The organism is Mycobacterium hubeiense, from assembly GCF_002838065.1.
Taxonomy (GTDB): Bacteria; Actinomycetota; Actinomycetes; order Mycobacteriales; family Mycobacteriaceae; genus Mycobacterium; species Mycobacterium hubeiense.
The window spans coordinates 110,870-135,204 of record NZ_PIZU01000007.1 but is presented as its reverse complement, the minus strand read 5'-3'; the positions used below and the strand labels follow the sequence as shown (position 1 = coordinate 135,204).

The 24,335-nt window shown below is 66.6% G+C and carries 22 protein-coding genes; 16 read left to right on the top strand and 6 right to left on the bottom strand.

Features of this window, described 5'->3' with window-relative positions; translation table 11 throughout:
• Window positions 1-124 precede the first annotated feature (124 nt).
• Window positions 125-1,129, bottom strand: coding sequence for a LacI family DNA-binding transcriptional regulator (locus CWS39_RS08280; protein WP_102142458.1), 1,005 nt, complete (start codon window positions 1,127-1,129; stop codon window positions 125-127).
• A gap of 88 nt (window positions 1,130-1,217) precedes the next feature.
• On the opposite strand from CWS39_RS08280, the gene CWS39_RS08275 reads away from it, so the two are divergent.
• The 4 genes from CWS39_RS08275 to CWS39_RS08260 are packed head-to-tail and all read left to right on the top strand — an operon-like array spanning window position 1,218 to window position 5,210.
• Window positions 1,218-2,381, top strand: coding sequence for a phytanoyl-CoA dioxygenase family protein (locus tag CWS39_RS08275; RefSeq protein WP_102142416.1), 1,164 nt, complete (start codon window positions 1,218-1,220; stop codon window positions 2,379-2,381).
• Window positions 2,378-3,382, top strand: a complete 1,005-nt coding sequence (locus CWS39_RS08270; RefSeq protein WP_102142415.1) for a Gfo/Idh/MocA family protein — start codon at window positions 2,378-2,380, stop codon at window positions 3,380-3,382. Before CWS39_RS08275 ends, CWS39_RS08270 begins: the two co-directional genes overlap by 4 nt.
• Window positions 3,379-4,257 (top strand): sugar phosphate isomerase/epimerase family protein, encoded by an 879-nt coding sequence (locus CWS39_RS08265; protein ID WP_102142414.1) that lies wholly within the window; start codon window positions 3,379-3,381, stop codon window positions 4,255-4,257. Before CWS39_RS08270 ends, CWS39_RS08265 begins: the two co-directional genes overlap by 4 nt.
• A complete protein-coding gene (locus CWS39_RS08260; protein WP_102142413.1) occupies window positions 4,248-5,210 on the top strand; it encodes a Gfo/Idh/MocA family protein in 963 nt (320 codons plus the stop codon). Before CWS39_RS08265 ends, CWS39_RS08260 begins: the two co-directional genes overlap by 10 nt.
• A 249-nt stretch (window positions 5,211-5,459) precedes the next feature.
• On the opposite strand, the gene CWS39_RS08255 is transcribed toward CWS39_RS08260, so the two are convergent.
• From CWS39_RS08255 to CWS39_RS08240, 4 genes are all read right to left on the bottom strand, one after another.
• Window positions 5,460-6,284, bottom strand: a complete 825-nt coding sequence (locus CWS39_RS08255) for an ATP-binding cassette domain-containing protein (RefSeq protein WP_102142412.1) — start codon at window positions 6,282-6,284, stop codon at window positions 5,460-5,462.
• A 4-nt stretch (window positions 6,285-6,288) separates the two neighbouring features.
• Entirely contained in the window at window positions 6,289-7,341 is a 1,053-nt protein-coding gene (locus CWS39_RS08250) for an ABC transporter permease (protein WP_102142411.1), read from the bottom strand.
• Window positions 7,341-8,327 (bottom strand): substrate-binding domain-containing protein, encoded by a 987-nt coding sequence (locus tag CWS39_RS08245; RefSeq protein WP_102142410.1) that lies wholly within the window; start codon window positions 8,325-8,327, stop codon window positions 7,341-7,343. The genes CWS39_RS08250 and CWS39_RS08245 overlap by 1 nt, the downstream gene beginning before the upstream one ends.
• Window positions 8,328-8,455: 128 nt before the next feature.
• Window positions 8,456-9,445 (bottom strand): LacI family DNA-binding transcriptional regulator, encoded by a 990-nt coding sequence (locus CWS39_RS08240; RefSeq protein WP_102142409.1) that lies wholly within the window; start codon window positions 9,443-9,445, stop codon window positions 8,456-8,458.
• 98 nt (window positions 9,446-9,543) lie between these two features.
• Here CWS39_RS08240 and CWS39_RS08235 point away from each other — a divergent pair, with 98 nt between their 5' ends.
• On the top strand, window positions 9,544-10,515 hold the full coding sequence (locus CWS39_RS08235; protein ID WP_102142408.1) for a Gfo/Idh/MocA family oxidoreductase: 972 nt from the start codon (window positions 9,544-9,546) through the stop codon (window positions 10,513-10,515).
• On the top strand, window positions 10,512-11,288 hold the full coding sequence (locus CWS39_RS08230) for a TIM barrel protein (protein ID WP_102142407.1): 777 nt from the start codon (window positions 10,512-10,514) through the stop codon (window positions 11,286-11,288). Before CWS39_RS08235 ends, CWS39_RS08230 begins: the two co-directional genes overlap by 4 nt.
• Before the next feature lie 70 nt (window positions 11,289-11,358).
• Here the strand turns inward: CWS39_RS08230 and CWS39_RS08225 are convergent, their stop codons facing one another.
• Entirely contained in the window at window positions 11,359-12,138 is a 780-nt protein-coding gene (locus tag CWS39_RS08225) for a GntR family transcriptional regulator (protein WP_306768813.1), read from the bottom strand.
• Between the two features lie 103 nt (window positions 12,139-12,241).
• On the opposite strand from CWS39_RS08225, the gene iolC reads away from it, so the two are divergent.
• The 10 genes from iolC (at window position 12,242) to CWS39_RS08175 (ending at window position 24,277) form a co-directional block, all read left to right on the top strand.
• Window positions 12,242-13,213 carry a 5-dehydro-2-deoxygluconokinase gene (gene iolC / locus CWS39_RS08220; protein WP_102142406.1) on the top strand — a complete coding sequence of 324 codons (972 nt, stop codon included), beginning with the start codon at window positions 12,242-12,244 and terminating at the stop codon, window positions 13,211-13,213.
• Window positions 13,206-14,087: a Cgl0159 family (beta/alpha)8-fold protein gene (locus CWS39_RS08215; RefSeq protein ID WP_102142405.1), complete on the top strand. Its 882-nt coding sequence runs from the start codon at window positions 13,206-13,208 to the stop codon at window positions 14,085-14,087. The genes iolC and CWS39_RS08215 overlap by 8 nt, the downstream gene beginning before the upstream one ends.
• Before the next feature lie 3 nt (window positions 14,088-14,090).
• Window positions 14,091-14,957 (top strand): 5-deoxy-glucuronate isomerase, encoded by an 867-nt coding sequence (gene iolB / locus CWS39_RS08210; RefSeq protein ID WP_102142404.1) that lies wholly within the window; start codon window positions 14,091-14,093, stop codon window positions 14,955-14,957.
• A 1-nt stretch (window position 14,958) separates the two neighbouring features.
• Window positions 14,959-16,887: a 3D-(3,5/4)-trihydroxycyclohexane-1,2-dione acylhydrolase (decyclizing) gene (gene iolD / locus CWS39_RS08205; protein ID WP_102142403.1), complete on the top strand. Its 1,929-nt coding sequence runs from the start codon at window positions 14,959-14,961 to the stop codon at window positions 16,885-16,887.
• The gene (locus CWS39_RS08200; RefSeq protein ID WP_102142402.1) at window positions 16,884-17,789 is read left to right on the top strand and encodes a sugar phosphate isomerase/epimerase family protein; all 906 of its coding nucleotides are present in this window, start codon (window positions 16,884-16,886) and stop codon (window positions 17,787-17,789) included. The genes iolD and CWS39_RS08200 overlap by 4 nt, the downstream gene beginning before the upstream one ends.
• A 20-nt stretch (window positions 17,790-17,809) precedes the next feature.
• A complete protein-coding gene (locus CWS39_RS08195) occupies window positions 17,810-18,847 on the top strand; it encodes a Gfo/Idh/MocA family protein (protein WP_102142401.1) in 1,038 nt (345 codons plus the stop codon).
• Complete coding sequence (locus CWS39_RS08190) at window positions 18,844-19,719, top strand: sugar phosphate isomerase/epimerase family protein (protein WP_102142400.1); 876 nt, start codon at window positions 18,844-18,846, stop codon at window positions 19,717-19,719. Before CWS39_RS08195 ends, CWS39_RS08190 begins: the two co-directional genes overlap by 4 nt.
• A gap of 43 nt (window positions 19,720-19,762) precedes the next feature.
• The gene (locus tag CWS39_RS08185) at window positions 19,763-22,090 is read left to right on the top strand and encodes an FdhF/YdeP family oxidoreductase (RefSeq protein WP_102142399.1); all 2,328 of its coding nucleotides are present in this window, start codon (window positions 19,763-19,765) and stop codon (window positions 22,088-22,090) included.
• Window positions 22,078-22,902, top strand: coding sequence for a formate dehydrogenase accessory sulfurtransferase FdhD (gene fdhD, locus CWS39_RS08180; protein ID WP_102142398.1), 825 nt, complete (start codon window positions 22,078-22,080; stop codon window positions 22,900-22,902). Before CWS39_RS08185 ends, fdhD begins: the two co-directional genes overlap by 13 nt.
• A gap of 79 nt (window positions 22,903-22,981) precedes the next feature.
• Entirely contained in the window at window positions 22,982-24,277 is a 1,296-nt protein-coding gene (locus CWS39_RS08175) for a nucleotide disphospho-sugar-binding domain-containing protein (RefSeq protein WP_102142397.1), read from the top strand.
• The last annotated feature ends 58 nt before the right edge of the window (window positions 24,278-24,335 follow it).

The window sequence follows — 24,335 nt, the reverse complement described above, 5'->3', positions numbered from 1 at the left end:
GATCGAACTCGCTGCTCAGTGACGTGAACAACGCCGACGTGAGACAAAAATGTGGTTTTCGTCACGTTTAGGAGAATGTCATTCTCTAAGAATTGGTTACCGACCGGTAGCTGTCGGCTAGCACTCACGGCGGCAAGTTGTACGGCGTGATGACCTGGATGGGAACCGGCCGAGAGGGCTCGGCGGGAAGTGCGCCCCGGTGCTGCAGGATCAGCCGCATCGCCAGGCGGGCGTCGGCGCGCAAATCGTTGTGCAGCACCACGGAGATGCGGCCTTCACGGAGCAGTCGGCGGTTGTCGGCGTCGAGATCGTGGGCGATGAAAACCCGGCAAACCCGCCCCAACTTCTCGAACGCCGCCACCGTCGCGGCGTTGCCGCCCCCGACGGAGTAGACGGCCTCGACGGAGGGGTGGCGCTCGAGGGCTTCGAGCACCAGCCGTTCGTTGGTGGCGTCGATGCCGTCACTGTCGCTGACGTCGACGATGGTGCGACCGGAGCCACGCAGCGCCGTCCGGAACCCCACCTCGCGTTCACCCTCGCCGCGAAAGACGTTGCGACTGAGCGTGATGAGCACGTCCGACGGCGCCGGCCCCAGCCACTGCCCCATCAAGTAGGCCGCGGTGACCCCCGCGCCGTGGTTGTCGATGCCGACGTATCCGCACCGGGCGCTGGTCGGCACATCGGTCGCATAGGTCACCACCGGGACACCGCTGTCGACGAGCCGGTCGATCGCCTCGGCGACGTCGGGATCGTCCTGGGCCTTCAAGATGACGCCGTGGCTGCCCTTGATGCGGCCGAGGGTGTCGACCATCTGGGCCGTCGAGCCCGACTCCCACAGATGGAATCGGGCGCGCAGCATGGCCGGCGCGAATGCCGGCAGTTCGGCCTCCACCGCCGCGCGGAAGGCGTCGGAAAACCGCCGGGGCGTCTGCATCACCACGTCGATCAGGTAGCGCCGGCCGTTGAGGCGCAGCTGCGACCGCTGCCTGTCCAGATCGGCGATCGCCTGCATGACCTCGGCGCGGGTGTTCTCCCGCACCCCGGGACGCTGATGGAGCACCCGGTCGACGGTGGCCTCACTCAGCCCGGACTGCTGCGCGATCTCACGCACCTTGTAGCGATGCGGCATGTTGCCTCCGGCTCCGCCCATCCTGCTGAGGTGTTTTTGATGGGTTTTTGGCGTTGTATGCGGTCGATGTCACAGCAACACTAGCTGCATGGCGACACCGATGACCACTACGCACCGGGCGTTCCTCGACGACACGGATTGCCATCTGGACGAATTCCGTGACCAGGTGCTGCGGGAAACCGATCTTGCCGACTATCCGCACGCCAGCGATGTGCGAAGCAACGTGCTGGTGTACTCGGCGGGTGCGGCCGCGCAGTCCAGCCGCCGCGCAGTGCAGTCGGAGTTGGTCCGGGCGCTGGCCCACGGGCCCGGCGTCGTGGTGTTCGAGGGCGGGTTCACCGACGATGTCGTCGACGCGGCCAGGGCCGCATTCTTCGACATCATCGCCACCCAGCGCGCGGCCGGATCGGCCGCAGGGGACCACTTCGGCACGCCTGGCGCCAACGACCGGATCTGGAACGCGGCGCAGAAACTGGCGCTGCACGCGCCCGCTGTCTTCGCGGAGTACTACGCCAGCGACGTGCTGGCGCTGATCTGCCAGGCCTGGCTGGGACCGCGATACCAAGTCACCTCGCAGGTCAACGTGGTCAATCCCGGTGGCCGGCAACAAGTTCCCCACCGCGATTATCACTTGGGTTTCGTCCGACCGGATGAGCTGGCGGCCTATCCGGCGCACCTGCACCAGATGTCGGCGGTGCTCACGCTGCAGGGCGCTGTCGCGCACTGCGACATGCCGATCGAGAGCGGACCCACCATGTTGCTGCCCTACTCGCAGCGGTTCGTCGCCGGGTACATCGCATTCAACCGGCCGGAGTTCATCGATTTTTTCGCCGAGCACCACGTGCAGGTTCCGCTGCGCAAGGGCGACGCGATGTTCTTCAATCCGGCGCTGTATCACGGCGCGGGCTCCAACACGTCGTCCGGCATCCGGCGGATGGCCAACCTGCTGCAGATCTCGTCACCGTTCGGCCGGGCCATGGAGGCGGTCGACCGCGCAGCGATGGTGCGCGCCGTCTATCCGGTGCTGCGGACGATGAAAGCGGCCGGCCGGCCGGAACGCGACCTGGTCAACGTCATCGTCGCAGCCGCCGAGGGCTACCCCTTCCCCACCAACCTGGACCGCGACCAACCGGTCGACAGCCTGGCCCCACCCAGTCAGGTCGACACCGTACTGGCCGCGCTGGCCGACGACATGTCCCCCGAAGCACTCGCCATCGCATTACGCAACCAGGACGATCGGAGAACCCCATGACCACACTCGGCGTTATCGGGCTTGGACGCATCGGCGCCTTCCACGCCGACACCCTCAGCGGGCTGGACGGGGTCGACGGCCTGGTGGTCGCCGATGAGCGTGCCGAGGTGGCGGCAGCGGTGGCCGCCAAACACGCTGCGAAACAAGCTGATTCGATCGAGACGCTGCTCGACTCCGTCGACGGCGTCGTCGTGTCGGCGGCTACCCCGGCACATGCCGAACTGACGCTGGCGGCAGTGCGGCGTGGGCTGCCCACCTTCTGCGAGAAACCGATCGCCGCGACCGCCGCCGAGAGCGCCCGCGTCGCCGAAGTGGTCGCGCGGTCCGGCGTTCCCGTCCAGGTGGGATACCAACGACGGTTCGACGCCGCGTTCGCGGCGGCCAAACAAGCGGTCGACGACGGCTCGCTGGGTCCGCTGCACACCGTGCGCAGCACTACGATGGATCCGGCGCCGCCGCCGATGGAGTACATCGAGAGTTCGGGCGGCATCTTCCGGGACTGCGCCGTGCACGACTTCGACGTGCTGCGCTGGATCGCCGGTCAGGAGGCGGTCGAAGTGTATGCCACCGGCAGCGTGCAGGGTGACCCGCGCTTCGCCGAGTTCGGCGACGTGGACACAGCCGCGGTGCTCGTCACGTTCGAGTCGGGCACCCTGGGCGTGGTGTCGGTGGCCCGCTACAACGGCCGCGGCTACGATTGCCGCCTGGAGGTGCACGGCTTCCACGACACTGTGGTCGCCGGCTGGGACGGCGGCGCGCCAATGCGAAACATGGAGCCCGCCAACGACTTTCCGGCGGGTCCCTACCACCATTTCTTCATGGACCGCTTCACCCACGCCTTCCGTGCCGAGTTGGCCGCCTTCGTCGACGTGGTGAACGGCGAGGCGATGCCCGCGTGCACAGTGGCCGACGCGGTGGAAGTGGCCCGGATCGCCGAAGCAGCGGCCGAATCGTTGAAGCGGCACATGCCGGTCCGGATCGAGGAGGTAGGGGCATCATGAAGATTGCGGGAGCACCGATCTCGTGGGGTGTCTGCGAAGTGCCGGGCTGGGGTCATCAGTTGGCACCGCAGCGCGTCCTCACCGAGATGCGCGACATCGGTTTGACCGCAACGGAACTGGGACCTCAGGGCTTTCTTCCGACCGATCCCGGCGAGCTCAATGCCCTGCTGGACTCCTACGGTCTGCAGTGCGTCGGCACCTTCGCACCGGTGCTGCTACACGACGAGTCGAATGACCCCCTGCCCGACATCTCGGGGCCTCTCGATGCGGTGGTGGCTTGTCGCGCAAAGGTTCTCGTGCTGGCGGCGGCCAGCGGCGCCGACGGCTACGACGCCCGTCCGGCACTGAACGACGGTCAATGGGCCACTCTGTTGACCAATCTGGATCGGCTGGCCGCCGCGGCCGCCGAGCGCGGCGTGCTCGCGGTCCTGCATCCCCACGTCGGCACCATGGTGGAAACCCGCAGTGATGTCGACCGCGTGCTGGCCGGTTCCACCATCCCGCTCTGCCTCGACACCGGGCACCTGCTGATCGGCGGGACGGACCCGGTGGCCCTGGCCCGCGAGGTCCCCGACAGGATCGCCCATGCGCATCTGAAGGATGTCGACGCGGCATTGGCCGCCCGCGTCAGGACCGGTGAACTCAGCTACACCGACGCGGTGCGGCAGGGCATGTACACCCCACTCGGATCCGGCGACGTTGACATCTCGGGCATCGTGACGACGCTGCGCGGCAATGGCTTTGACGGCTGGTTCGTGCTCGAGCAGGACACCGTCCTCGACGGCGAGCCGGCCGATGAGGGGCCGGCACGTGATGTGCGGGCCAGCGTGGGGTTCATGCGCGATGTGTGTGCGGGAGTTGATGCGTGGGCCTGAAGTTCGGCGTACTGGGGGCATCCCGCATCGCCGAGCTGGCCATCGTCGGGCCTGCCCGGGAGCTGGGACATCGCCTGGTCGCGGTGGCGGCCCGTGACCCGCGACGGGCCCATGAGTTCGCCGAAAAGCACGGTGTGGAGCGTGTTTTGCCGACATATGCCGATGTGATCGACGAACCCGAGGTCGAGGTGGTGTACAACCCGCTGGCCAACGCATTGCACGCGCCGTGGAACCTAGCCGCGATCGCGGCGCGCAAACCGGTGCTGACCGAGAAGCCGTTCGCGCGCAACCGTGCCGAGGCGCAGCGGGTGGCCGGGGCCGCCGACGCCGCCGGCATCACCGTGATGGAGGGGTTTCACTACCTGTTTCACCCGGTTACCCGCAGGGCGTTCGACTTGGTGCGTGACGGCATCCTCGGCGAGATGACCCACGTCGAGGTGCGGATGGCCATGCCGCCACCACCGGATGCCGACCCGCGGTGGTCGCGGGAGCTGGCGGGCGGGGCGCTGATGGATCTGGGCTGCTACGGCCTACACGTCATGCGGCAGTTGGGCCACCCGACGATCGTGCGCGCTCACGCCGAACAGCGCACCGCGGGTATCGACGCGTGGTGCGACGTCGAACTGGCCTTCCCCAACGGAGGGACCGGCTTGTCCGCCAACTCGATGGTCGCCGACGATTATTCGTTCACGCTGCGGATCGTCGGGACCAAAGGAGATGTGTTGGTACACAACTTCATCAAGCCCCACCTCGACGACCGACTGACCATTCGCACTCCCGATGGCACCACGGTGGAGCGGCTCGGCACTCGGCCGTCGTACACCTATCAACTCGAGGCGTTCGCCTCCCATGTGCAGCACGGCGCGACGCTGCCGATCGATACCGCCGATGCGGTGCAGAACATGGCCTACGTCGACGCCGCGTACCGTGCCGCGGGGATGTCCCCGCGCTGAGGGCGCACCTCACGCCGCAGGCTCAGCGGGCGTCGCTGACCACGCGTGTGGCGGCGTTCGTGCCACCGCAACCGCAGCAACAACACCTGACGATGCGCGCGCCAACCCACGGTCAACGGGTCGCGCCAGGCCGGCGTACGAAACCGTTCGGGATCAACGTCCATACGTCCTATTGTGCAGACCCCATGCAAATCGGCACGTCGGCACGCCCGCCGAACGGGTGTCGACCAGATGAATTGATGTCGACTCTCAGCTCTTGTCGCCGCGCAGCTCGTGCGAGAGCGCCTCGAGCTCATCGCCGCCGGCCATCTCCTGGGTGAGGTGCTCCAGGGTGATGTCGTCGAAGCTGCAGTCGAGCTTCTGCTGACCACGGTTGAGCAACACGAAATGGTCGCCGACCATGTGCGCGTGGTGCGGGTTGTGCGTGATGAACACCACGCCGAAACCGGCTTCCTTCGCGGCGGTGATGTACTTCAGCACCACCCCGGACTGTTTGACGCCCAGCGCCGCGGTCGGCTCGTCGAGAATCAGCACCCGGGCGCCGAAGAACACCGCCCGCGCGATTGCCACACACTGGCGCTGACCGCCCGAGAGTGAGCCGATCGGCACGTCGACGTCGGGCAGGTCGATTCCCATCTTCGACAACTCGGTCAACGTGGTGGCCCGCATCGCGTTGGAATCCAGCGCCCACGGGAAGCGCTTCTGCCGGATCTCCTGGCCCAGAAAGAAGTTGCGCCACACCGGCATCAGCGGAACGACGGCTAGATTCTGGTACACCGTGGCGATGCCCTTGGCCAGCGCGTCTGCCGGTGAGCCGAATTTCACCGGCTCCCCGTCCACCACGAGTTCACCGGATGTCGGCTGGTGGTAGCCGGCGATGATCTTGATCAACGTCGACTTGCCCGCGCCGTTGTCACCGAGGATGCCGGTCACCTCGCCCGCATGCACTCGCAGCGAGATATCTTTCAGGGCAACGATGTTGCCGTAGGCCTTGCCGACGTTGCGCATCTCCACCAGCGGCACCTTGCCTCCGGACGGCGCGTCGTGGACGGGACGGTCGACGGTTGCGGTCACGGGGTCACCTCTTCGCGGCGTAGTTACGGAAGGCGTTGTTGGCGATCACCGCGAACAGCAGCATCACGCCCATGAAGAACTTGAACCAGTCAGGTTCCCAGCCGGCATACACGATGCCCTGCTGCACCATGCCGAAGATGAACGCACCGATGGCGGCGCCGATTGCGGTGCCGTATCCGCCGGTCAGCAGACACCCGCCGATCACCGCGGCGATGATGTAGATGAACTCCTGCCCGGCGCCCTGACCGGACTGCACGGTGTTGAAGGAGAACAGCAGATGCATGCCGACGAACCAGGCGCAGAACCCGACGAACATGAACAGCCCGATTTTCACCGCGGTGACGGGCACGCCGACGGCCCGCGCGCTCTCCTGGTCGCCGCCGACAGCGAAGATCCAGTTGCCGACCCTTGTCTTGAACAACACGTAGGTCGCGATCGCGGTGAACAGCAACCACCACAGCACCGTGATCCGCACCTGCACGCCGAACACGGTCAGCGTCGACGAGAACACCGCACGAGCCGAATCCCAGCCCTGCATGTCGTTTACGCTCGGCGTGGCCACCTGCCCCGAAATCAGTTTGGTCACAGCGATGTTGGCACCGGTCAGCATCAACAAGGTGCCCAGCGTGATCAAGAAGCTCGGGATCTTCGTCTTCATCACCAGGTAGCCGTTGAAGAAGCCGATCGCCAGCGCCAGGATGAGCGCCAGTCCCGCACCCGCCCATAGGTTCAGGTGCAGGTTGTAGGCGAGCATCGACGCGGCGAGCGAGCCCGTGGTGACGGCCACCCCCGACGACAGGTCGAATTCGCCGCCGATCATCAGCAGCGCCACCGCACACGCCATGATGCCGATCGTCGAACTGGCGTACAGCACGGTGGCCAGCGCGTCGGGGGTCCGGAACGGCGGGGCTACCACCATGAAGAAGATGAAGATCGCCACCGCACCGATGAACGCACCCATCTCAGGGCGAATCAGCAATCGCTGCAGCTTGTTTCGTTCCTTGACACGTTCGTCGTGGACGACCTTGCGCTGGGAGAGATCGACTTGTGTGGTCATCAGCGGGTTCCGTTCTCGGCGTATTCGGCCACGGCCTCGATGTTGGACTTGTCAATGAATGCGGGCCCGGTCAGCGTCGGCTGACCGCCACCGATGACGTTGCCGTTGTTCAGGTACAGCCACAGCGAGTCGACTGCCAGATAGCCCTGTAGGAAGGGCTGCTGATCGACGGCCCACTGCACGTCACCGTTCTCGATCGCGTCCACCAGCGCGGCGTTGGTGTCGAAGGTGGCGATCTTCGCCGAACTACCGGCATTCTTGGCCGACTGCACGGCGGTCAGGGCGAACGGCGCGCCGAGGGTCAGCACGAAGTCGATGCTCGGATCCTGTTGCAGCTTCGCGGTGATCGTCGACTCCACCGACGGCATGTCCTTGCCATTGACGTTGAGGTTCTCGGTCGCCGGGAACTTGTTCTTCACACCGGCGCAGCGGTTTTCCAGGCCGACGTGGCCCTGCTCCTGAATTACGCAGATCACCTTCTTGGCGCCGTCGGCCTTCAGCCGGTCGCCTGCGGCCTGGCCGGCGATGTACTCGTCCTGGCCGAAGTACTCCTTGACGCCCATCTCCTGCCACTCGTCGAGGCCGGAGTTGAAGGCCACCACAGGGATGCCGCGCGCATTGGCGTTCTCTACCGCGGCGCGCATCGCGTCGGGCTTGGCAAGAGTCACCGCGATGCCCTTGACGCCGCTGTCGATGGCGGTCTGCACCAGGTTGGCCTGGTTGGGCGCCTCGGGATCATTCGAGTAGCGGAGCTCGATGTTGTCTTTCTTCGCCGCGGTTTCTGCACCCTTGCGAATCAGATCCCAGAACGAGTCGCCCGGCACCTCGTGCGTGATCATCGCGATCGTCATGCGCGGCGTATCGGCGGTACCCCCGCCCATCCCGCTGTCAGATTCACGGGGTTTGCCCCCAGTGCTGGAACACGATGCGATTCCCACCACGAGCACGCTCGCCCCGACAACGGCCGCGAGCCGACTGAACCTCATTGCTTCTCCTTGTGATCATGCGGTGATCGAGCGCCGCTAGGTCGATGTAATACGGCTCACACTCGAAAGTCAATAGTTTGTCCTGACATTAGGACTGCACGTCATATGTCCGAACGGAACGAGGCAGGTCAGGCGGGTTCGCCTGTTGACCCGCGCACGATCAAGGTCGGCTCGAGCGCGACGTCCACCGGGCCGCCGTCAACCGCGGCATCATCGAGCCGCGCCACCAGCCGCTGTACCGCCGCGCGCGCGAGGCCCGCGGAATCCTGGCGCACCGTGGTCAGATCGATGTGCGCCATCCCTGCCAACGGGCTGTCGTCGAAGCCGAGCACCGACACCTGTTGCGGCACAGCAACACCCGCGCGGATGAAAACGTCCATCACCCCGACCGCACAGCGGTCGTTGAACGCGAAGACCGCGCTGGGCAACGTCGGCGAGTCGAGCATCGCGTACGCGGCGGCTGCGCCTTCGCGCTCAGTGAGCCCGCCGGACATGATCAGCTCGGGCAGCCCCGCGGCACGGACGGCGCGACGATAACCGCGGCGACGTTCGGCCGCGCCCGGCGCCCGGCCGCCGTCGAGATAGGTCACGCGGCGATGTCCCAGCCCGAGCAAGTGGTCCATGCCCAACGTTGCCCCGGCCACGTCGTCGCTGCGCATCACGTCGACCCCGCGCACGCGCCGGGCCACCACGACCGTCGGGACCCGTGCCGCCAGTTCGGCGAGTTCACGCGGCGGCGCGCTCGGCCCGATCAGCACCACGCCCTCGCAGCGGTCGTCGATAAGTATCCGCAGGGCGCGAGGCTCGTCGCGGTGCGGCGTGACCCCGCTGAGCACCACGTCGTAACCGAGATCTTCGGCGGCTACGTAGACGCCGTCGACGAGGTCGGCGTGAAACTCCTGGCCGGCTGTGAACGTCACGCCGATGAGCCTGGTCCGCAGCTGACGCAGCCGACGGGCCCGCGGGTCGGGCCGGTAGCCGATCGCCTCGGCGGCCCGGCGTACCCGTTCACGCGTCTGCTCGCTCGCACCGGGGGCGTCGCGCATCACGATCGACACCAGTGCCCGTGACACGCCGGCGCGTTCGGCCACGTCTTCGAGCGTCGGTCTGCGCTGCACGACACATAGCCTAGAACGTTCTAGTCACAGCATTGACGCGAAACGGTCACACGACCTACCGTTCTGCTAGAACGTTCTAGTCACGATCGGAGTCGTCTATGCCTGCCCCGTTATCCTTCGGTCTCATCGGCGCCGGGTGGATCGGCAGCTTCCACGCCGAGACCTTGGCCAATCGCCTGCCGGGCGCCCGCCTGGCCGCCGTCGCCGATCCCGTTCCTGGAGCGGCGGAGCGACTTCCGGCACCCCGGGCCTATCGCGATCCGATGGACCTGATCGCCGATCCGTCCGTCGACGCGGTGGCCATCTGCTCGCCCGCTGCCACCCACGCCGACCTGGTCGTCGCTGCGGCGCAGGCCGGCAAGCATGTGTTCTGCGAGAAGCCGATGGCGCTGACGCTCGACGACGCCGACCGCGCCATCGAGGCCGCCGGCGCCGCGGGCGTCGCGCTGCAGGTCGGCTTCAACCGGCGCTTCGCCCCCGATTTCGCCGAGATGCGCGCCCGCATCGTCGACGGCGCGATCGGCACGCCGCAGCTGCTGCGGTCACTGACGCGCGACCCTGGGATCACCGCCGAGGTGGCCGCCCGGCTCAAACCGTGGACGATCTTCAACGAGACGCTGATCCACGACTTCGACACCCTGTGCTGGCTTAATCCGGGCGCCCGGGTGACGCAGGCCTATGCGCAGGCCGACGCGCTGATACACCCGCAGTTCGCCGATACCGGATTCCTCGACACCGCGGTGGTGCAGATCCGTTTCGACAACGGCGCTTTCGCGATCGCGGAGGCCAGCTTTCAGGCCGTGTACGGCTATGACATCCGCGGCGAAGTGTTCGGCTCCGGCGGCGTACTGCAGGCGGGGCGTGCACCGGAGAACGCGGCGGCGCGCAACACCGAGTTGTTCGCCGACGCATACGTCGCACAGTTCGCCCACTTCGTCGAATGCGTGCGCACCGAAACCGCACCGTCGGTCACCGGCCACGACGCCCGCGTGGCGCTGGAGATCGCTCTGACCGCCCGCGAATCGGTGGAGACCGCGGCGCCTGTCACGTTGAACGCAGTGCTGCGATGAGCGATTTTCAGTTGGCGGTGTGCGCGGAGATGGTCTTCTGTGACCTGCCGATCCTCGAGCGGGTGCGACGCATCCACGACCTCGGCTTCGCGGTCGAGATCTGGAGCTGGCACGACAAGGACCTGGCCGCGCTGGCCGACACCGGTGCACGGTTCTCGTCGATGACGGGGTATCTGCACGGCGATCTCGTCGACCCGGCCAGCGCCGACGAGGTGGTGCGAACCGCCGAGCTCTCAGTCAAAGCCGCGGAAACCCTTGGTGTTTCGCGGCTCAATCTGCACACCGCCGAACTCGTCGGCGGGAAGGCGGCCCGTCCGCGCTACCGTGCGACGGGCCCGATGTGGTTGACGGCCCAACGCACACTGGAGCGCATCGCGGAGCTGGGCGCCGCCGCGGATGTGACGTTCTGCGTGGAGAACCTCAACACCATCGTTGACCACCCGGGCGTGCCGCTGGCGCGCGCCAAGGACACGCTGGCCCTTGTCGAAGCCGTCGACCACCCCAATGTCCGGATGATGCTCGACCTCTATCACGCCCAGATCGGCGAGGGGAACCTCATCGAGTTGATTCGGCGCTGCGGTGACGCGATCGGTGAAATTCAGGTAGCCGACGTGCCGGGCCGATGCGAGCCCGGTACCGGTGAGATCAACTACCCCGCGATCGCAAAGGCGCTGCGCAACATCGGCTTTACCGGAACAGTCGGCATGGAGGCCTGGGCGTCGGGCGACAGCGTCGACGCGCTGCAAGCCTTTCGCGCCGCGTTCAGTTCCTAGGCCGAGCAGACGCAAACCTTCCCTATTTGCGACGAAATTGAGCAGTTTTGCGTCTGCTCGCGGGGAAAAGTCAGCGGTCCACCAATGTGGTGTCGAAGTAGTACCGCGACGCGCGATAGCAGTGGTTGCCGAACTCGACCGCGCTACCAGAATCGTCGAACGCGGTCCGCGACATGGTGAGCAGCGGCGCGTTCGGCTTTTCGTCCAGCAGGCGTGCTTCGGCGCGGGTCGCACCGCGGGCGCCAATCCGCTGGCGCGCCAACCGGATATGGACTCCGCGCGCCCGCAACGTCTGGTACAGCCCGGTGCGTTCCAACTCGTCGGGCTCGGGGGCGATGCCGACGGGCAGGTGATTCGTCATCACCGCCAGCGGCTCACCGTTGGCGCAGCGCAGTCGCTGGATGGAGACCACTTCGGCGTCCTCGGCCAGGCTGAGCTCGTGGGCAACCTCTTCGCCGGCGGGGCCGACGCGGTAGTCCAGCAGTTTGGTGGTCGGCTCCTGGCCGGCGCGGGCCAGGTCATCGAAAAGGCTGGTCAATTCGACCCGGCGATGCACCGGATGTTGGACCACCTGGGTGCCCACCCCGCGTTTGCGCACCAGCAGACCCTTGTCGACAAGCTCCTGGATGGCACGGCGGGTGGTCGGACGCGACAGCGCCAGCCGCTTCGCCAGGGCCAGCTCGTTTTCGAAGCGATCGCCGGGCGCGAGTTCGCCGGTGCGGATGGCAGCCTCTATCGCCTGGGCGAGCTGATAGTAGAGAGGAACAGGACTGGACCTGTCGAGCTCCACCGCCAGGGGCACGTCGTCTCCGATCTCACGTCGGACCAGATGGTAGCTGCATCGTAGCATCGCATGATCGAAAGACAGAATGTCAGGACAAACTATTGACACCATCGCGTGGTTCGGGGCACAGTCGTAATCGAGCCGTCCCCTAGCCGTCGGAGAAGCTGATTTGAGTAGCGCGCAGCCCCTGGATGTCCTCGCGATCGGCCGCTGCGGCGTGGACATCTACCCTCTGCAGGTCGGCGTCGGCCTCGAGCAGGTGAAGACGTTCGGCAAGTTCCTGGGCGGCAGCGCCGCCAACGTGGCGGTGGCCGCGGCCCGGCTGGGCAACAACGCGGCATTGATTTCCGGTGTCGGCGACGACCCGTTCGGCGCGTTCGTCCGCGCCGAACTCGCCAGGCTGGGGGTCGACAACCGGTATGTGGCAACGCACGGCGAATACCCGACCCCGGTCACGTTCTGCGAGATCTTCCCGCCGGACAATTTTCCGCTGTACTTCTATCGCAAACCGTCGGCGCCCGACCTTCAGATCTCGCCGAACGAGATCGACACCGACGCCGTGCGATCCGCGCGCCTGTACTGGTCGACGGTCACCGGACTGTCCGAAGAGCCAAGCCGCAGCGCACATTTCGCTGCGTGGGAGGCCCGCGCCAAGAAGCCGTTCACCGTGCTCGACCTGGACTATCGGCCCATGTTCTGGGAATCCCCCGCGGCCGCCACCGAACAGGTCCGGCGTGCGCTCGCGCATGTCACGGTGGCTGTCGGCAACCGCGAGGAATGCGAGATCGCCGTCGGGGAAAGCAATCCGCGCAAGGCCGCCGATGCGCTGCTGGACCTCGGTGTCGAACTGGCCATCGTCAAGCAGGGACCGCGCGGCGTGCTGGGCAAGACGCGCCACTCCTCGGTCACGGTGCCGCCCAACGATGTTGACGTCGTCAACGGGCTGGGGGCCGGCGACGCGTTCGGCGGCAGCCTGTGCCATGGCTTGCTGCACGGCTGGCCGTTGGAAAAAACTTTGCGCTACGCCAACGCCGCGGGCGCGATCGTCGCGTCGCGGCTCGAGTGCTCGACGGCGATGCCCACCGCCGCCGAGGTCGCGGCGCTCGCCGAGCAGACCGCGGAGGAGGCCGTCAATGTCTAGTCCCCTCTGCAAGGACTACGCCGAGATCACCGACCTGCGCGCGGCGGATCCCGGGGCAATCGCACGCGCATGGCAGAACCGCGCCGTCCGGCCCGCGGTGCGCGGCAACGGCCGGCTGATGATCGTGGCCGCCGACCATCCCGCGCGCGGGGCGCTGGCGGTTGGTCCGCGGCCCACCGCGATGAACAGCCGCACCGATCTGCTCGACCGGCTGCGTGCGGCGCTGGCCGATCCCGGTGTGGACGGTGTGCTGGCCACCGCCGACATCCTCGACGATTTGCTGCTACTCAGCGCGCTGGAGGACAAGGTGGTGTTCTCGTCGATGAACCGCGGCGGCCTGGCCGGCTCAGCCTTCGAACTCGATGACCGGATGACGGCGGCGACCGCGGCCGCCACCGCCGCCGCACGGATGAACGGCGGAAAGATGTTGTGCCGCGTCGACCTCGATGACCCCGGCACGGTCGCGACGTTGGAGTCATGCGCCCGCGCGATCGACGAGCTGGCCTCCTACGGGCTCATCGCGATGCTCGAACCGTTCATGTCGACGCGGGTCGGGGGCAAGGTGCGCAACGACCTCAGCCCCGACGCGGTGATCAAGTCGGTGCACATCGCCCAGGGCCTCGGGTCAACGTCGGCGTACACCTGGATGAAGCTGCCCGTGGTGGATGAGATGGACCGGGTCATGGAGGCCACCACGCTGCCGACGCTGCTGCTCGGCGGCGATCCGGTCGACGCCGACGAGGCGTTCGCCAGCTGGGAGAAGGCCCTTGCGCTGCCGTCGGTCCGCGGCCTGATCGTGGGGCGCACGCTGCTGTATCCGGCTGACGACGACGTGAGTTCCGCCGTGGCTACTGCGGTCTCGATGGTGAGGTGAAAGATGCACAGTAAGCACTACATACCAGCCCGCAGCGCCACGCTCCCCTACACCGTCGACGTCACCCCCGAATCGGCCGGCTGGTCCGAATCGAGCCTGCAGGTGCTCGAACTGCAACCGCTGCAAGAGATCACGTTAGCGACGGGTGACAACGAGGTGATGATCCTGCCGCTGGCCGGCGGCGGAACGGTGGACTGCGACAACGAAGAATTCGAACTCACCCGGCGCGCATCGGTTTTCGACGGCCCAGCCGACATGGTCTACCTCGGCAAGGACAACACCTACGCCCTGCGCGGCGAGGGCCGATTCGCGATCTGCGGCGCGAGGGCCACCCACAAGTTGCCCAACCGGCGGGTGGCCGCCGCCGATGTACCCGTCGAACTGCGCGGCGCTGGGACCTGCAGCCGCCAGGTGCACAACTTCGGTACCGCGGACACGTTCGAGGCCGACTCGCTGATCGCCTGCGAGGTGATCACCCCGGGCGGCAACTGGTCGAGCTACCCCGCGCACAAGCACGACGAGGAGTCACCGGTCGAATCACAGCTCGAAGAGATCTACTACTTCGAAATCGCTGCCGGTCCAGATGATTCCCCCGGCTTCGGGTATCACCGGGTGTACGGCACGGCAGACCGGCCCATCGAGATTCTCGAGGAAGTCCGCTCCGGCGACGTCGTACTGGTACCGCACGGCTACCACGGCCCGTCGATCGCGGCGCCCGGACATGACATGTACTACCTCAATGTGATGGCCGGCCCCGGCCCGGACCGCGCCTGGCGGATCGTCTTCGACCCACACCAGGACTGGCTGCGCGGCACCTGGGCACACCAGGAGATCGACCCGCGGCTGCCACTGCATACCCGAGGAGCGTGACGTGGTCTCCAAAGCCTCCGATATCAAGTCACCGGACACCGAGCCGACGGTGCGCCTGACCGTCGCCCAGGCGACCGTTCGGTTCCTGGCGAACCAGTTCGCCGAATGCGACGGCGAGCGCACCAGGTTCTTCGCAGGCTGCTTCGGCATCTTCGGCCACGGGAACGTGGCGGGTCTCGGCGAAGCCCTGCTGGAGTCCGAAATCGGTGCCGCGCCGGCGTTCCGGTACGTCTTGGGCCGCAACGAGCAAGCCATGGTGCACACCGCCGTCGGCTACGCCCGGCAGAAGGACCGGCTGCAGACGTGGGCCGTCACCGCCAGCATCGGCCCCGGTTCGACGAACATGCTCACCGGCGCCGCACTCGCCACGATCAACCGGTTGCCGGTGCTGCTGCTGCCCTCCGACACCTTCGCGACACGGGTCAGTGCCCCGGTGTTGCAGCAACTGGAGATGCCGCACGACGGCGAGGTGACTGTCAACGACGCGTTCAAACCGCTGTCGCGGTTCTTCGACCGGGTATGGCGTCCTGAACAGCTCCCGTCGGCGCTGCTGGGTGCCATGCGGGTGCTGACCGATCCGGTCGAAACGGGGGCGGCGACGATCGCGATGCCGCAGGACGTGCAGGCCGAGGCGTTTGACTGGCCGGAATCGCTTTTCGCCGAACGCACCTGGCACGTCGCCCGGCCGCTCCCGGAACAGTCGGTGATATCCCGCGCCACCGAGATCATCCGGTCCGCGCGACGTCCGCTCATCGTGGCCGGCGGCGGCCTGATCTACTCGCATGCCACCGACGCGCTGGTCCGCTTCGTCGAACAAACCGGCATCCCCGTCGCTGAAACGCAGGCGGGCAAGGGCTCGCTGCCCTACGACCACCCACAGTCGGTGGGCGCGATCGGGTCGACCGGCACCACGGCCGCCAACGCGCTGGCCTCCGAGGCGGACGTCGTCATCGGAATCGGCACCCGCTACAGCGATTTCACCACCGCGTCACGCACCGCGTTCAACAACCCCGACGTCAAGTTCGTCAACATCAATGTCGCATCGTTCGATTCGGTCAAGCAAGGCGGGTTGTCGGTGGTGGCCGATGCCCGCGAAGCGCTCGATGCCCTCTCGAACGCGCTCGAAGGATATTCGACCAGCGACGAATACCGCACGCGCGCCACCGAACTCGCTCGCCGCTGGGACGACACCGTCTCGGCGGCGTACCGGGTGGACGACGACGGCAGCGCGTTGAACCAGAACCAGGTGATCGGACTGACCAACGCGCTGTCCGACCCGCACGACGTGGTGGTGTGCGCCGCCGGCTCGATGCCCGGCGATCTGCACAAGCTCTGGCGCACCCGCGACCGCAAGGGCTATCACGTCGAGTACGGCTACTCGTGCATGGGCTATGAGGTCGCCGGCGGTATCGGCGTCAAGATGGCCGCCCCCGACCGCGACGTGTTTGTGATGGTCGGCGACGGCTCATATCTGATGATGGCCACTGAACTGGTCACCGCCGTGCAGGAAGGCGTCAAAGTCATTGTGGTGCTGGTGCAGAACCACGGCTTCGCGTCGATCGGGTCATTGTCGGAGTCGCTTGGCTCCCAACGATTCGGCACGGCGTACCGCTACCGCGACGACGCCGGGCACCTGGCGGGACCGAAGCTGCCGGTCGATCTGGCTGCCAACGCCGCCAGCCTCGGCGCGGAGGTGATCCGGGTGACGACGGCGGCTGAATTCGCCGACGCGGTCAAGGTGGCCAAGGCCAACGAGCACACCACCGTGATCCACGTCGAAACCGATCCGCTGATCACCGCCCCCGACAGCGAATCCTGGTGGGACGTACCGGTGAGCCAGGTGTCGGCATTGGAATCCACCCGCTCGGCCTACCAGAAATACGCCGAGTGGAAGAAGGTGCAACGTCCACTCCTAGGGCCGGCCGAATGAGCGCCATCCGCGTCGGCTCCGCCCCCGATTCGTGGGGAGTGTGGTTTCCCGACGACCCGCAGCAGACGCCCTATACCCGGTTCCTGGACGAGGTCGCCGCAGCCGGCTACCACTGGATCGAGCTGGGGCCCTATGGGTATCTGCCGACCGACCCGCGGCAACTGTCCGATGAGCTCGCACAGCGCAATCTGAAGCTTTCTGCGGGCACGGTTTTCGAACACCTGCACCAGGACGACGCGTGGGACGCGGTGTGGAAGCAGATCGAGGATGTCGCGAAACTGACCGCGTCGGTCGGCGGCAAACACGTCGTCGTCATCCCGGAGATGTGGCGTGATCCCTCCACCGGCGAGGTACTCGAGGACCGCAATCTTACTGCGGCACAGTGGAAGAAGAAGACCGAGGGCATGAACGAACTCGGCAGGGCGATGTACGAGAAGTACGGTGTGCGGGCGCAATATCACCCACACGCCGACAGCCACGTCGACACCGAGGAGAACGTTTACCGCTTCCTCGACGGCACCGACGGCGTCTTCGTCAACCTGTGCCTGGACACCGGACACATCAGCTATTGCGGCGGCGACAACCTGGCGATCATCCAGCGTGCGCCCGAGCGGATCGGCTACTTGCACCTCAAGCAGGTCGATCCTGAGGTGCGCGCCAAGGTCGAAGCCGAGGACCTGCCCTTCGGCGAGGCCGTCAAACTCGGCGCGATGACTGAGCCGCCGCGGGGCATCCCGGACATGCCGCCCCTGCTGGCCGCCATCGAGCGGCTCGGCGTCGACGTGTTCGCGATCGTCGAACAGGACATGTACCCCTGCGACCCCGGCACGCCGCTGCCCATCGCGCAGCGCACCCGCCGCTATCTCGGCTCGTGCGGAGTCGCCTCCGTCAGATTCACCTAGCTCGAAAGGATCGGAAAGTCATGTCAGACTTGCGCGTTGCCGTGCTCGGTGTCGGTGTGATGGGCGCCGATCACGTCGCCCGCATCACCTCGCGGATCTCCGGCGCCCGGGTGAGCGTGGTCAGCGACTACATCACCGAGAAGGCCGAGCAGATCGCCGCGGAGATCCCCGGGTGCCGAGCCATCACCGACCCGCTGGATGCCATCGCCGACCCCGCTGTCGACGCGGTCGTGCTCGCCACTCCCGGGGCCACCCATGAAAAGCAGCTCCTGACCTGTCTGGAGCACGCGAAGCCGGTGATGTGCGAGAAGCCGCTGACCACCGATGTGGAGACCTCGCTGCATGTGGTCAAGCGTGAAGCGGAGGTGGGGCGCAAGCTGATTCAGGTCGGCTTCATGCGCCGGTTCGATCACGAGTACGCGCAACTGAAGGCGCTGCTGGACGGCGGTGAGCTAGGCCGTCCGCTGATGTTGCACTGTGTGCACCGCAATCCCGCGGTGCCACCCAACTTCGACAGCGCGATGGTGGTGCGGGACTCACTGGTGCACGAAGTGGACGTGACGCGCTTTCTCTTCGACGAGGAGATCACGTCGATCCAGGTCATCACGCCGGCGCGGAATCCGTCTGCGCCCGAAGGGCTTACCGATCCGCAGATCGCCATCATGCGCACGGAGTCCGGCCGTCACGTCGACGTCGAGTTGTTCGTGACCACCGGGGTGGGCTACGAGGTGCGCACCGAGGTCGTCGCCGAGAAGGGCAGCGCGATGATCGGCCTGGACGTCGGGCTGATCCGCAAGACCCCACCGGCGCAATGGGGTGGTCAAATCACACCGGGATTCCGGGAGCGGTTCGGCCGGGCCTACGACGCCGAGGTCCAGCGCTGGGTCGACGCGGCACGCCGCGGCGCCCAGACCGGGGTCTACGTCGACGGACCAGGCGCCTGGGACGGTTACGCCGCCGCGACGGTGTGCGAGGCGGGGGTGGAATCGTTGCGCAGCGGCCTACCCGTGAACGTTGCGATGGTCTCCCGCGAGTCGATAGGGGTATCCGAGGCATGAAGATCGCGCTCGACCCGACGCCGTTTCATCACGACTACGAGCTGCTCGAATTCCCCCGGCTGGTGGCGGAATTGGGCTACGAGTACCTGCAGTTGACACCACACCGCGACTTCATCCCGTTCTTCAACCATCCCCGCGCCGACGACGAGCTGGTGGCCACGTTCCGCAAGGCCTGCGCCGACGCGGGCGTGGGGATCGCCTCGGTGTTGCCGGTGCTGCGCTGGTCGGGTCCCGACGAGGACGCGCGGGAAGCCGCGGTGCGCAACTGGAAGCGGGTCATCCAGATCACCGTCGACCTCGGCGTCGACGTCATCAATACCGAATTCTCCGGCCGCCCCGAGCGGGCGGAAGAATCCGAGCGGGCGTTCTTCCGGTCGATGGAAGAGCTGGTGCCGATCTTCGAACGCGAAGGCCTCGATGTCCGCATCGACCCGCACCCCGACGATTTCGTCGAGGACGGCCTGGAGGCGCTACGGATCATCCGCGGCGTCAACTCCCCCAACATCGGCATGGTCTATGTCGCCTGCCACACCTATCACATGGGCGGCAACATGACCGAGATCATGCGTGCCGCGGGCGAGAAGCTGCGCCTGGTACATGTCGCCGACACCATGGACCACCGGCGCAGCCACGGACTGCGCTACATTACCAACCCGCCCGGCAGCCCGGCGCGTGTGCACCAGCACCTCAAGATCGGCGACGGCGACGTCGACTGGGACGAGTTCTTCGGCGGTCTGGCCGAGATCGGCTTCTATGACCGGCCCGACACCGTCATGGTGTCCTCGGTCTTCGCCGAGGACGAGAACGCCGACGAGGTGTCGCGCTATCAGCTCGCCACCATGCGCGACTACGTGTCCAAATACCGGCGGTGACAGCGGCGGGTCGCGGCTGACACAAAAGTCATAGGGTGGACACATGGGCACTCGCCGCCACCCCGACCAGGACGTCGACGCCAGGTTCGATGAGCACCAGGTGGTCGTCACCGAGCCGAAACGCGAGGCCGCCGGAGTCCGAGCGGTCGTGGTGTCGCTGCAGCGCGGCCTGGAGCAAATGGGCGCGCTGCGCACCGCGGCCGCGTTGGCCCGGCTCAACCAGCGGCGGGGTTTCGATTGCCCCGGCTGCGCCTGGCCCGAAGAGCGCGGCGGGCGCAAGTTGGCCGAATTCTGCGAGAACGGCGCCAAGGCGGTCGCCGAGGAAGCCACCAAGCGCGTCGTCACGCCCGAGTTCTTCGCCCGCCACTCGGTGGCGGAGTTGTCCGCCAAACCCGAGTACTGGCTTTCCCAGCAGGGCCGGCTGACCCATCCCATGGTGCTGCGGGCCGGGGATGACCATTACCGGCCGATCGAGTGGGACGACGCCTACCGGTTGATCGCCGACGAACTGCGCCGCCTCAACAGCCCCGATGAGGCGGTGTTCTACACGTCGGGACGCACCAGCAACGAGGCCGCCTTCCTGTACCAGCTGATGGTGCGCAGCTTCGGCACCAACAATCTGCCGGACTGCTCGAACATGTGCCACGAGTCGTCGGGTACCGCGCTGATCGAGGCGATCGGTATCGGGAAGGGCTCGGTCACGGTCGAAGACATCACTGAAGCCGACCTCATCGTCATCGCCGGGCAGAACCCCGGCACCAACCATCCGCGCATGCTGTCGGTGCTAGAGAAAGCGAAAGCCAACGGCGCCAAGATCATTGCGGTCAATCCGCTGCCCGAGGCGGGGCTGATCCGGTTCAAGGACCCCCAGAAGGTGCGCGGCGTGATCGGCGACGGCGTCCCTATCGCCGACGAGTTCGTGCAGATCCGCATCGGCGGCGATATGGCGTTGTTCGCCGGCCTGGGCCGGCTGCTGCTGGAGGCCGACGATGCCGCACCCGGCACGGTCGTGGACCGTGACTTCATTGCCACCCACTGCGCGAATTACGAGGGGTACGAAGCGAACACCCGCGCGGTCGAGATCGACACCGTGCTGGAGGCGACGGGCGTCGGCCGCGATCAGCTCGACCGGGTGGCCAAGATGCTGATCGATTCACAACGGACCATCGTGTGCTGGGCGATGGGGTTGACCCAGCAACGGCATGCCGTCGCCACCATCGGCGAGATCACCAACGTGCTGCTGCTGCGCGGCATGATCGGCAAACCAGGCGCCGGGTTGTGCCCGGTGCGTGGGCATTCCAATGTCCAGGGCGACCGCACCATGGGCATCTGGGAGAAAATGCCCGAGTCGTTCCTGACCGCGCTGGACAACCGGTTCGGCATCACCAGCCCGCGCAAACACGGTTACGACACCGTGCACGCGATCCGGGCGATGCGCGATGGCCGCGCCAAGGTGTTCATGGCGATGGGCGGTAACTTCGCGTCTGCCACACCCGACACCGCCGTCACCGAGGCGGCGCTGCGGAACTGCTCGCTGACCGTGCAGGTGTCCACCAAACTGAACCGCAGCCACCTGGTGCACGGCACCACCGCACTGATCCTGCCGTCGCTGGGGCGTACCGACCGCGACGTCCAGGCAAGCGGCAAACAGCAGGTGTCGGTGGAGGATTCGATGTCGATGGTGCATCTGTCCCGGGGCAGCCTGCATCCACCGAGTGACCACGTGCGCAGCGAAGTGGCGATCGTCTGTCAGTTGGCGCGCACCCTGCTGGGCCCGGACCACCCGGTGCCGTGGGAGCAGTTCAACGCCGACTACGACACCATCCGCGACGCGATCGCGGCGGTGGTGCCCGGCTGCGCCGACTACAACATCAAAGTGCGCGCGCCCGACGGCTTCCAGCTGCCCCACCCGCCGCGGGATGCCCGCGAATTTCCCACCAGCACAGGCAAAGCCAACTTCTCGGTCAATCCGCTGGAATGGGTGCCGGTACCGCCCGGCCGGCTCGTGCTGCAGACACTGCGCAGCCACGACCAGTACAACACCACCATTTACGGTCTCGACGACCGCTACCGCGGCGTGAAGGGCGGGCGGCGGGTGGTGTTCGTCAATCCGACGGATTTGGAGAATTTCGGGCTGCGTGAGGGCGACAGGGTCGATCTGATCTCGGAGTTCACCAACGGTGACGGTGAGCTCCAGGAGCGTCGCGCCAAAGACTTCATGGTCATCGCCTATTCCACCCCGGTTGGCAATGCCGCTGCCTACTACCCCGAGACCAACCCGCTGGTCGCGCTGGATCACACTGCCGCCAAATCGAATACGCCGGTGTCGAAGGCGATCGTGATACGCCTGGAGCCGCAATGGGCCGGGTGACTGCACGACGTCGGGCCCAGCACGTCACCGCCGACGCCGCGGTGGCCCGGCCGGAAACCCTGGTGGTCGAGGAGCCGCTGGAGATCCGGGTCAACGGGAAACCCACGACGGTCACGATGCGGACCCCAGGATCGGATATCGAGCTGGCTCAAGGCTTCCTGTTGACCGAGGGTGTCATCGCGCACCGTGACGACGTCCTCACCGTCCGGTACTGCAAGGGAGCCGGTGAGGACTCGCTCAACACCTACAACGTGCTCGATGTGACCCTGGCGCCGGGTGTCGCGACGCCGGACGTCGACGTCACGCGCAACTTCTACACCACCTCCTCGTGTGGGGTGTGCGGTAAAGCCTCGCTGGAGGCCGTGCAGTTGGCGAGCCGGTACTGCCCGGGCGATGACCCGTCAACCGTTGCGGCAGAGACACTGTCGGCGATGCCAGGCCGACTTCGCAACGCGCAGAAGGTGTTCGCGAGTACCGGCGGACTGCACGGTGCGGCGCTGTTCGGCGTCGACGGTACCGCCCTGGTCGTCCGCGAGGACGTCGGCCGGCACAACGCCGTCGACAAGGTCATCGGCTGGGCGTTGGAACAGGGGCGCATTCCGCTCACCGGCACCGTGTTGCTGGTCAGCGGCCGCGCGTCGTTCGAGCTCACGCAGAAGGCGGTGATGGCCGGAATTCCCGTGCTGGCCGCGGTGTCTGCGCCCTCGTCGCTGGCCGTCGACCTGGCCAGCCAGTCGGGCCTGACGTTGGTGGCGTTCCTGCGCGGCGAGTCGATGAACATCTACACCCGCCCGGACCGGATCACCCGCTAACAGCGCCTACCTGCAATCTCCAGCCGATCTCCACACAACCTCCAAGCTTGCGCAGCGGTGGTCGCCGAGCATCATTGGCATGCCAGAAATTCTCATTGCCTCGCTGTCGCCGACCGGGCACATCGGCCCCCTGCTGAGGGTCGCCCAGGGCCTTGTCGATCGCGGCGACCACGTCACGGTGCTGACGTCGGCGGCGCACGAAGCCAAGGTTCGCGCGGTCGGGGCGACGCCGGAAGCGATCTCAGCCGAGGCCGATTTCGACCTCACTCGCCTCGATATCGATCTGCCCGGTCGCGCCGACACGTCGGGCATCAAGCGGGTCAACTTTGACATCGTCCGGCTGTTCATCGCACCGATGCCGCACCAGACTGCCGTTCTGTCAAAGCTGTTCAACCGCAGACGATTTGATGCAGTCATCGCCGACGCCGGCTTTTTCGGAATCCTGCCCTTCCTGCTCGGCGAGCGGGCCCGTCCCCCGATACTCACCTACACCACCACGCCGCTGATGGTCAGCAGCCGCGACACTGCGCCCAGCGGGCTGGGCCTGGCACCGTCGTCGACCATGTTCGGCAGATTGCGCAACAGCACCCTGAATGTGCTGTCGCAGAAGGTGTTACTGCGCCAGTCGCATCAGGCCGCCAATCAGCAGCTGCGCCGGATGAACTGCCGTCCACTACCCATGTTCATACTGGATTCGGGACTGCTGGCGGACCGTTACATCGTGCCGACGGTGCCCGAATTCGACTATCCGCGCAGCGATCTGCCCGCGCACGTGCGCTACGTCGGCGTGGTGCATCCGGTGGCATCGCAGGGCTTTCGGCCCCCGCCGTGGTGGGGGCAACTCGACGGCGATCGCCCGGTCGTGCACGTCACTCAGGGCACCATCGACAATGCCGATCTCGGCCGACTGCTCGAGCCGACAATCACGGCGCTGGGCGGCGAGGACGTCGTCGTGGTGGCCACCACCGGCGGTCGCCATGTGTCGGATCTCAATATGGCACTGCCCATGAATACCTATGTGGCCGAATATATCCCGCATGATGTGCTGCTACCCAAGGTCGATGTGATGGTGACCAACGGGGGCTACGGCGCGGTGCAACAGGCGCTGTCGGCGGGTGTGCCGCTGGTGGTGGCCGGCAATACGGAGGACAAACCGGAAGTGGCCGCCCGCGTCGCATGGACCGGGGCGGGCATCAACCTCAAGACCGGCACCCCGACGCCCGCAGCGGTGCGCTCTGCGGTGCGCAAGGTGCTCAACGACGGACGCTACCGGCGCGGCGCGCAGGAGTTGGAGGCGGCGTTCGCCCGTCGCGACGGAGTGGCCGAGATCGCGGCCCTGGTCGACGAGGTCATCACCGAACGGGTGACCCGCTGATGGCCGCCAGTTGTGCCGATCCGTTCGGCCGTCCGCCCGTAGACCACCTTGCCTGCAC

What these genes read in the sequence shown, in the direction of transcription:
- CWS39_RS08235 (WP_102142408.1), top strand. Translation starts at nt 9,544, where the DNA reads ATGCCTGCCCCGTTATCCTTCGGTCTCATCGGCGCCGGGTGGATCGGC.
- CWS39_RS08265 (WP_102142414.1), top strand. Translation starts at nt 3,379, where the DNA reads ATGAAGATTGCGGGAGCACCGATCTCGTGGGGTGTCTGCGAAGTGCCG.
- fdhD (WP_102142398.1), top strand. Translation starts at nt 22,078, where the DNA reads ATGGGCCGGGTGACTGCACGACGTCGGGCCCAGCACGTCACCGCCGAC.
- CWS39_RS08185 (WP_102142399.1), top strand. Translation starts at nt 19,763, where the DNA reads ATGGGCACTCGCCGCCACCCCGACCAGGACGTCGACGCCAGGTTCGAT.
- CWS39_RS08190 (WP_102142400.1), top strand. Translation starts at nt 18,844, where the DNA reads ATGAAGATCGCGCTCGACCCGACGCCGTTTCATCACGACTACGAGCTG.
- iolB (WP_102142404.1), top strand. Translation starts at nt 14,091, where the DNA reads ATGCACAGTAAGCACTACATACCAGCCCGCAGCGCCACGCTCCCCTAC.
- CWS39_RS08245 (WP_102142410.1), bottom strand. Translation starts at nt 8,327, where the DNA reads ATGAGGTTCAGTCGGCTCGCGGCCGTTGTCGGGGCGAGCGTGCTCGTG.
- CWS39_RS08250 (WP_102142411.1), bottom strand. Translation starts at nt 7,341, where the DNA reads ATGACCACACAAGTCGATCTCTCCCAGCGCAAGGTCGTCCACGACGAA.
- CWS39_RS08195 (WP_102142401.1), top strand. Translation starts at nt 17,810, where the DNA reads ATGTCAGACTTGCGCGTTGCCGTGCTCGGTGTCGGTGTGATGGGCGCC.
- CWS39_RS08280 (WP_102142458.1), bottom strand. Translation starts at nt 1,129, where the DNA reads ATGCCGCATCGCTACAAGGTGCGTGAGATCGCGCAGCAGTCCGGGCTG.
- CWS39_RS08230 (WP_102142407.1), top strand. Translation starts at nt 10,512, where the DNA reads ATGAGCGATTTTCAGTTGGCGGTGTGCGCGGAGATGGTCTTCTGTGAC.
- CWS39_RS08175 (WP_102142397.1), top strand. Translation starts at nt 22,982, where the DNA reads ATGCCAGAAATTCTCATTGCCTCGCTGTCGCCGACCGGGCACATCGGC.
- CWS39_RS08200 (WP_102142402.1), top strand. Translation starts at nt 16,884, where the DNA reads ATGAGCGCCATCCGCGTCGGCTCCGCCCCCGATTCGTGGGGAGTGTGG.
- CWS39_RS08270 (WP_102142415.1), top strand. Translation starts at nt 2,378, where the DNA reads ATGACCACACTCGGCGTTATCGGGCTTGGACGCATCGGCGCCTTCCAC.
- CWS39_RS08275 (WP_102142416.1), top strand. Translation starts at nt 1,218, where the DNA reads ATGGCGACACCGATGACCACTACGCACCGGGCGTTCCTCGACGACACG.
- CWS39_RS08225 (WP_306768813.1), bottom strand. Translation starts at nt 12,138, where the DNA reads ATGCTACGATGCAGCTACCATCTGGTCCGACGTGAGATCGGAGACGAC.
- CWS39_RS08215 (WP_102142405.1), top strand. Translation starts at nt 13,206, where the DNA reads ATGTCTAGTCCCCTCTGCAAGGACTACGCCGAGATCACCGACCTGCGC.